Here is a 3,744-nt window from a genome sequence, read left to right on the forward strand (position 1 = left end):
TGGAAAAGAAAGAAAAGCCCTATAATCACCGTTATTTCGTAGATTAGTTAATATTCGTTATTAAACGTTATTTGTATTCACATAACATGGGATTGGCGTCATGACTTCTGTCATAAAGCTTGCAAATTAACCAATCACGGATACGAAAAAGCAAGCTTTACGCCAGTTCCTGCGGAACCAGTCACGAGCGCAAATCCCAGTAACGTTATATGACATTATAGCAAAAGTTACTGCAGCTAATAAGAACAGAAAAAAGGGTTTGGTCATCGCAGGATGATATTTTTGTACTTTTCCCGGTGAAAGTAAATAGAAATTGGAAGGTTTTTAACGCAACTAAATGCTCTAAGAACAGGAAAACCATGATCAATCTTATGAGAGGTTACAGCATTATCTCCAAAACTTCAGACTGATGTTTAAAGTTTTTTGCGGGCAGAGCGTTGCAAAAAAGGAGATAGGGGTTCGAAGTTTTGAAGATAAATGATAAGCAATAGAGTCGATGTTGCTATAACAGTCATATAACATGGGATTAACGGCATGCCCTCTGGCACAAAGTTAGCACTTGAACAATTACGGGTATGATAGCTAACTTTGCCCCAGGTCTGTGGACACCGGGCACACCGTGAATCCCAGAATCGTTATCTGACATTATAGCAAATGTTACTGCAGCTAATAAGACCAAGAGAAAGGGTTTGGGCACCGCAGGATGATATTTTTTAACTTTCTCCGGGGTAGGGAAATAGAAACTGCAAGGTATTAACGAACCTAAATGCTCTAAGAAATAGAAAACCATGATCAATTTTATGAGAGGTTACAGCATTATCTTCAAAACTTCCGACTGATGGTTAAGGTTTTTTGCGGGCAGACCGTTGCAAAAAAGAAGATATAGGTCCGGAGTTTTGAAGATAAATGAGAAGTAATAGAGTCGATGTTGCTATAACAGACAGATAACATGGGATTAACGGCATGCCCTCTGGCACAAAGTTAGCACTTAAACAATTACGGATATGATAGCTAACTTTGCACCAGGTCTATGGACACCGGGCACACCGCGAATCCCAGTATCGTTATGTGCAATACTAACTTAAATATCAGCAAATAAGAGAAAGAGAAAAGAAGGGTTGGGGCACCGCTAACTGGCATGAACTAACTCCTGCAAATGAAGGAAATAATAAATGCAGTTCTCCAGTGGCTTTAACAATGAATTTGAAGGATTATAATCTACAAAATTATTTACATATATCAGAAAATAAATTAGTCACTGTTTGATCTTCACGCACTTCGTGAAGATTTAATATAGTACAGAATTTACGAAGTACTTGCTAGTTAAGGGATAATATCATTAGTTAACCGGTTGAAGAAAAATAAAACTTTTTTAGCGCAGCCGAGTTAGTACAGCACATAACATGGGATTGACGTCATGACTTCTGTCATAAAGCTTGCAAGCTAACCAATTACGGATATGAAAACGCAAGCTTTCCGCCAGTTCCTGGCGGAACCAGTCACGAGCGCAAATCCCAGGGACGTTATGTGAAATATTATTCTAAAAAAGGGGAGTAACTATGTCTTTTAATAGTATACTTACAGTGGGATCTATAATAATTGCAATATATAGTATTATGCCTAAGTATAAAAAATTGGAATTAAAAACCAAAAGCAGGAGAATAGATTTTATAATTTTCACTATTTTTATTTTAGTAGTTCACTATTTGTTGTATTATAATATATTTGTAAATTTCAATTTAAATTTGGGATTTGGATTATCGAAATATGGAGTTACACCAGCTAATTCATTATATATGTTGTTTATAATTATGTTTTTATATTTATTTTTGAGAATAAAATATGGAGAAATACCTACCTATAAAATAGATGTTTTAAAATTAACCTTAGAAGAATTGCAATTTAAAGAAAATTATAATGAATTAATTTATTTGCTAAGTAGTAATATGAATGTATTGAGGAAAATATTAAATTTTAACATTTCTAAAAAGAAAAATAAGTTAGAAGATTTTCTTTCAGACGATTTTGAGAACTCCAAGACAAAAAACAAAAAGATAAATAAGATTAAGTCCTCTTTATTTAAAATTTTTAATGATAATAAAATCAAAAAACAAGAAAGTGTTGAAGAACTATTGAGAATACTTTTTACAGATGAAAATTTTATTAGGAATCTTATAAAAATTAAACCTTATTTTGCATTAGATTTGGTAAAATTAGAAAAAAATTATTATACAAATAATTTCCTTGAAACATTCTTAAATTTTTGTATACTTGATCCTAAAAGTATCTTATATAAAGAATTAGACGAAACTTCTTATATAAGTACTTTAGATTATGATCAATGTGAGAAAAAGCCAAATAATGATAATGAAATATTATACTTTTTATTTAATGATATTAGTGTAGCAAAAGAATATGAGGTATATAGACCAATTGGTGAAGGAATTATTAGTACTCTACTTGAAATGAGGCGAACTGATAATGATAAATTTAATGAACCTTATGAAAATGAAGATGAGGAATTATTAGAAAAAAATCCTATTGTTAAAGGAAGAAAATTTTTTGTATACATGATTTATAATTCTATTCTTCAAGAAATTGACTGGCATATGTGGTTATATTATTATTACTACTTTGTAAAAGAAATATGTATTAATTATAACCCTAATAAATATGTGAATTTAGATGACGAGTTTCCCACAAAATATAATTATATTTTATATTTATTATTTTCTGATGTTAGGGATTGGATAAAGTCTATTGAATACTTAAATGAAGAAAACAATCATGCTAAAATTGAAATTGATCGTGTAGAACATCAAAATGATAATATAATTATTAGTAGTATAATTTTATTAGGACGTATGCTAGCAGAACTAATAAGTAATAGAAAGATCACAAAAAAATTTAAAGAATATATGTTATCTATAAGTTTTGATTTATATTATGATTTAATTAACAAAAAAGAAAATGTTGCGAGACTTTTAATTAAAAGTATTATGCATGGTGGAACAGAATTGATGTCATTAAAAAAGAAACATTTAGGTTTTATAATTAGATATTTAATGATGAGTAGAGATATTATTGTACGTGGAAATGGACAACCAGTTAAAATAATTGCAAAAGAATTTTTAGTTAATTTTTCATTAGATGATTTAAATACCTATGTGAATGCAGTTAGAGATAATGAAAAAATAATATTGAGATCTAGTTATTGTCAGATTGAAATAGAGGCCGAATAATACTTCACATAACATGTGATTGGCGTCATGCCTTCTGTCATAAAGCTTGCAGGCTAACCAATTACGGATACGAAAAAGCAAGCTTTACGCCAGTTCCTGCGGAAACAGGCACGAGCGCAAATCCCAGTAACGTTATACGCAATAGCACAGCAAGAGCTTCTTATACATAAATACTAACTGAATCTGGGGGATAATATGCAGAAAATAACCAAAAACTTTGTTAAAAAATCTTTTGAAAAAGCTACAGAAAACTATAGTAATGCGATTGAAAATATCGGCTTATGGGAATCAGAAAAATATGTTATAAATAAATATTTTGATAAAGATAAATCTATATTAGATGTTGGTTGTGGAGCAGGAAGAACAACATTTAACCTTTATGAAATGGGCTATAAAAATATCATAGGTGAGCTAGCCCCTCTAATCTTGGACAAGCTTTAATATGATTTATTAAACACAGTTTCTCAATAAATTTAACTACTTATGCAGCAAATTTAATTCC

At 30.5% G+C, this 3,744-nt stretch carries 2 protein-coding genes; both read left to right on the forward strand.

Annotation, left to right across the window (positions count from 1 at the left end):
• The first annotated feature begins 1,559 nt into the window (after positions 1–1,559).
• A complete protein-coding gene (locus DFR79_RS15885; RefSeq protein ID WP_133516436.1) occupies positions 1,560–3,242 on the forward strand; it encodes a hypothetical protein in 1,683 nt (560 codons plus the stop codon).
• 195 nt (positions 3,243–3,437) lie between these two features.
• The gene (locus DFR79_RS15890) at positions 3,438–3,683 is read left to right on the forward strand and encodes a class I SAM-dependent methyltransferase (protein ID WP_243727830.1); all 246 of its coding nucleotides are present in this window, start codon (positions 3,438–3,440) and stop codon (positions 3,681–3,683) included.
• Positions 3,684–3,744 lie beyond the last annotated feature (61 nt).

It is taken from the genome of Halanaerobium saccharolyticum, from assembly GCF_004362045.1.
Lineage (GTDB): Bacteria > Bacillota > Halanaerobiia > Halanaerobiales > Halanaerobiaceae > Halanaerobium > Halanaerobium saccharolyticum_C.